We start from the raw sequence: 3327 nt of genomic DNA on the forward strand, positions 1-3327 counted from the left end.
AGATCTTAATCCAGACCTGGCCGCCGCGCTTAGTGTGGCGGGTCATGGCGATACGGGCGGCCTCGATCTGGTTGCTGGTGATCCAGGCCGGCTCCGTGGCCACCAGGCCAAACTCGCCGTAGGCCAGGGTGTTGCCGCGGGTGGCCTTACCGGTCATACGGCCCCGGTGCACCCGGCGGTACTTAACTCTCTTCGGCATCAGCATTACTGCGCCCCTCCTTCCTTGGGAGCCGCGGGGGCTGCGGGGGCAGCGGGGCGGCTGGTGTTGGTGTTGGGCCGGAACTGGGGACGGCCGCCCTGGCCGCCGGGTCCGCGGTTGAAGCCGCCGCCCTGACGGTCGCGGTTAAAGCCGCCGCCCTGGCCCCGATTGAAGCCGCCGCGGCGGTCACCATCCCGGCGGGGACGGCGCTCCCGGCGCTCCTGATAGGGCTTGGAGGTATCCATGGTGCGGGGGGTGGTCCGCAGGGTCTGGCTCAGAACCTCGCCCTTGTAGATCCACACCTTTACGCCGATGCGGCCAAAGGTAGTGGCAGCTTCCGCGAAGCCATACTCAATGTCGGCGCGGATGGTCTGCAGGGGAATGGTGCCCTCGTGGTAGTGCTCTACGCCGGCGATCTCGCGTCCGCCCAAACGGCCGGAGCAGCAGGTCTTGATGCCCTTGGCGCCGGCGCGCATAGCGCGGGCCATGGCGTTCTTCATGGCGCGGCGGTGGGAGATGCGCTTCTCCAGCTGCTGGGCGATGTTCTCCGCCACCAGCTGAGCGTTCATGTCAGGGTTGCGCTCCTCCACGATGTTCAGCTTCACCTTCTTGCCGATGAGCTTCTCAACGGCCAAACGGTACTGCTCGATCTGCTCACCGCCTTTGCCGATGACCATACCGGGCCGGGCACAGTGCAGGAAGATGGTGACTACGTCGTTGCTGCGCTCGATCTCGATCTTGGGGACGCCGGCGCCGTACAGGGTCTTCTTCAGGTACTTGCGGATCTTCTGATCCTCCACGATCAGATCGCCGACCTTCTCGTCACTGGCATACCAACGGGAATCCCAGTCTTTGATGACGCCCACACGAAGGCCGTGGGGATTTACTTTCTGTCCCATAAAACTGTTCTCCTCCCTCTTATGCCTTTTCCGCCACAGCCAGGGTGACGTGAGAAGTGCGCTTGTTGATACGGTAGGCGCGGCCCTGGGCCCGGGGCATCATCCGCTTGAGGATGGGGCCGGGGGTGGCGAACACCTCAGAGACCACCAGCTTGCTGGGGTCCATGCCGAAATTGTTTTCGGCGTTTGCGACAGCGCTCTTCAGCAGCTTCTGGAGAGGCTCGGAGGCAGACTTGTGGGTCTGCATCAGAATGGCCATGGCGGTGCCGGCATCTTTGCCGCGGATCAGGTCGCAGACGATCTGGACCTTCCGGGGAGAGATGCGGACATAGCGCAGATAGGCCTTAGCGGTTTTGTTTTCCATGTTCAGCATCCTCCTTTACTCAGTCCTTCCGGTGTCCGCGGAAGGTACGGGTGGGGGCGAACTCGCCCAGCTTGTGGCCCACCATATCCTCCTGGATATACACGGGCACATGCTTGCGCCCGTCGTGGACGGCGATGGTATGGCCCACAAAAGCAGGGAAGATGGTGGAGCTGCGGCTCCAGGTCTTCAGCACTTTCTTCTCGTTTTTCGCATTCATTTCCTCGACCCGCTTCAGAAGCTCCGGGGCAACATACGGGCCTTTTTTGATGGATCTGCTCATATTTTACTTGCCTCCCTTACTTCTCATTACGGCGCTTGACGATGAACTTGCTGGTGGGATTCTTCTTCTTCCGGGTCTTGTAACCCATGGCGGGCTTGCCCCAGGGGGTCACAGGGCCGGGACGGCCAACCGGGGCGCGGCCCTCGCCGCCGCCGTGGGGGTGGTCGCAGGGGTTCATGACGGAGCCCCGGACGGTGGGACGCCAGCCCATGTGGCGCTTGCGGCCCGCTTTGCCGATGTTGATGTTGGCGTGGTCAATGTTCCCCACCTGGCCAATGGTGGCCATGCAGTTGGTCCGAACAATGCGGACCTCGCCGGAGGGCATGCGGATCTGGGCGTCGCCGCCCTCTTTCGCCATGAGCTGGGCGGCGGTTCCGGCGGAGCGCACCAGCTGGGCGCCGTTGCCGGGGTGGAGCTCGATGTTGTGGATCATGGTGCCCACGGGAATGTTGGCCAGGGGGAGGGCGTTGCCCTCCTTGATGTCGGCGCTGGGGCCGGACTCCACCTTGTCGCCGGCCTTCAGGCCCACGGGGGCCAGAATGTAGCGGCGCTCGCCGTCCTCATACTCCAGGAGGGCGATGTTGGCGGAGCGGTTGGGGTCGTACTCCAGGCGGAGGACGGTGGCGAACATATCGTGTTTGTCGCGCTTGAAGTCGATGACACGGTATTTCCGCTTGTTGCCGCCGCCCCGGTGGCGGACGGTGATGCGGCCGTAGCTGTTCCGACCGGCGCTCTTTTTCAGGGTCTCGGTGAGCTTGGGCTCGGGCTTGGCCTTTTTGTCAATGCCGTCGAATCCGGAGACCGTCATCTGACGCCGGGAGGGAGTCGTCGGCTTAAAGGTTTTAATAGACATTTGTCGTTACACTCCTTCCGTAGAATCAGACCATGCCTTCAAAGAACTCGATGGTCTTGGAATCGGGGGTCAGCTGGACGTAGGCCTTTTTCCAGGTTTTCGTCATGCCGGGACGGCCCGCGCCCATGCGCTTTTCCTTGCCGGGCACCGTCAGGGTGTTGACGGCGGCCACCTTTACGCCGAAGATTTCCTCTACGGCTTTCTTGATTTCCACCTTACCGGCGTCCTTGGCCACCTCGAAGACGTACTTCTTGCCGGCGGCTCCGGCCATGGCCCGCTCGGTGATGACGGGGCGGATCACAATATCGTATGCGGTCATTACGCGTACACCTCCTCGATTTTAGCGAGGGCGGCCTGATCCACCACCAGGTACTTGGCGTTTACGATGTCATAGACATTCAGCTGCGCCGCGGGGGTGGTCAGCACGCCGGGAAGGTTCCGGGCGCTCTTGACGATCGTCTCGTCCATGGCGGGGGTCACCACCACGGCCTTGCCGTCGACCTTGACAGCGTTCAGGAACTTGCGGAACTCGGCGGTTTTGATTTCCGTCTGCTTGATGGCGTCGATGACCACCAGGCAGCCCTCGGCGGCCTTGGCGGAGAGGACGGACTTCAGGGCCAGGCGGCGGACCTTCTTGTTTACCGTATAGCGGTAGCTGCGGGGCTTGGGGGCGAAGGCGATGCCGCCGTGGGTCCACTGGGGGGCCCGGGTGCTGCCCTGGCGGGCGTGGCC

The 3327-nt window shown here is 63.0% G+C and carries 7 protein-coding genes; all 7 read right to left on the reverse strand.

Annotation, left to right across the window (positions count from 1 at the left end):
- On the reverse strand, positions 1-205 hold a 205-nt coding region (gene rplP / locus QZ326_RS12155; RefSeq protein WP_295745609.1), incomplete at its 3' end, for a 50S ribosomal protein L16.
- On the reverse strand, positions 205-1098 hold the full coding sequence (gene rpsC / locus QZ326_RS12160; RefSeq protein WP_295745612.1) for a 30S ribosomal protein S3: 894 nt from the start codon (positions 1096-1098) through the stop codon (positions 205-207). The genes rpsC and rplP, both read right to left, overlap by 1 nt.
- 19 nt (positions 1099-1117) lie before the next feature.
- The gene (gene rplV, locus QZ326_RS12165; RefSeq protein WP_295745614.1) at positions 1118-1462 is read right to left on the reverse strand and encodes a 50S ribosomal protein L22; all 345 of its coding nucleotides are present in this window, start codon (positions 1460-1462) and stop codon (positions 1118-1120) included.
- Positions 1463-1481: 19 nt separating this feature from the next.
- A complete protein-coding gene (gene rpsS / locus QZ326_RS12170) occupies positions 1482-1742 on the reverse strand; it encodes a 30S ribosomal protein S19 (protein WP_016320995.1) in 261 nt (86 codons plus the stop codon).
- Between the two features lie 16 nt (positions 1743-1758).
- Complete coding sequence (gene rplB, locus QZ326_RS12175; RefSeq protein WP_295745617.1) at positions 1759-2595, reverse strand: 50S ribosomal protein L2; 837 nt, start codon at positions 2593-2595, stop codon at positions 1759-1761.
- Between the two features lie 25 nt (positions 2596-2620).
- Positions 2621-2914: a 50S ribosomal protein L23 gene (gene rplW, locus QZ326_RS12180; protein WP_204790196.1), complete on the reverse strand. Its 294-nt coding sequence runs from the start codon at positions 2912-2914 to the stop codon at positions 2621-2623.
- On the reverse strand, positions 2914-3327 hold a 414-nt coding region (gene rplD / locus QZ326_RS12185), incomplete at its 5' end, for a 50S ribosomal protein L4 (RefSeq protein ID WP_295745619.1). The genes rplD and rplW, both read right to left, overlap by 1 nt.

Source organism: uncultured Oscillibacter sp. (genome assembly GCF_910587525.1).
Lineage (GTDB): Bacteria > Bacillota > Clostridia > Oscillospirales > Oscillospiraceae > Oscillibacter.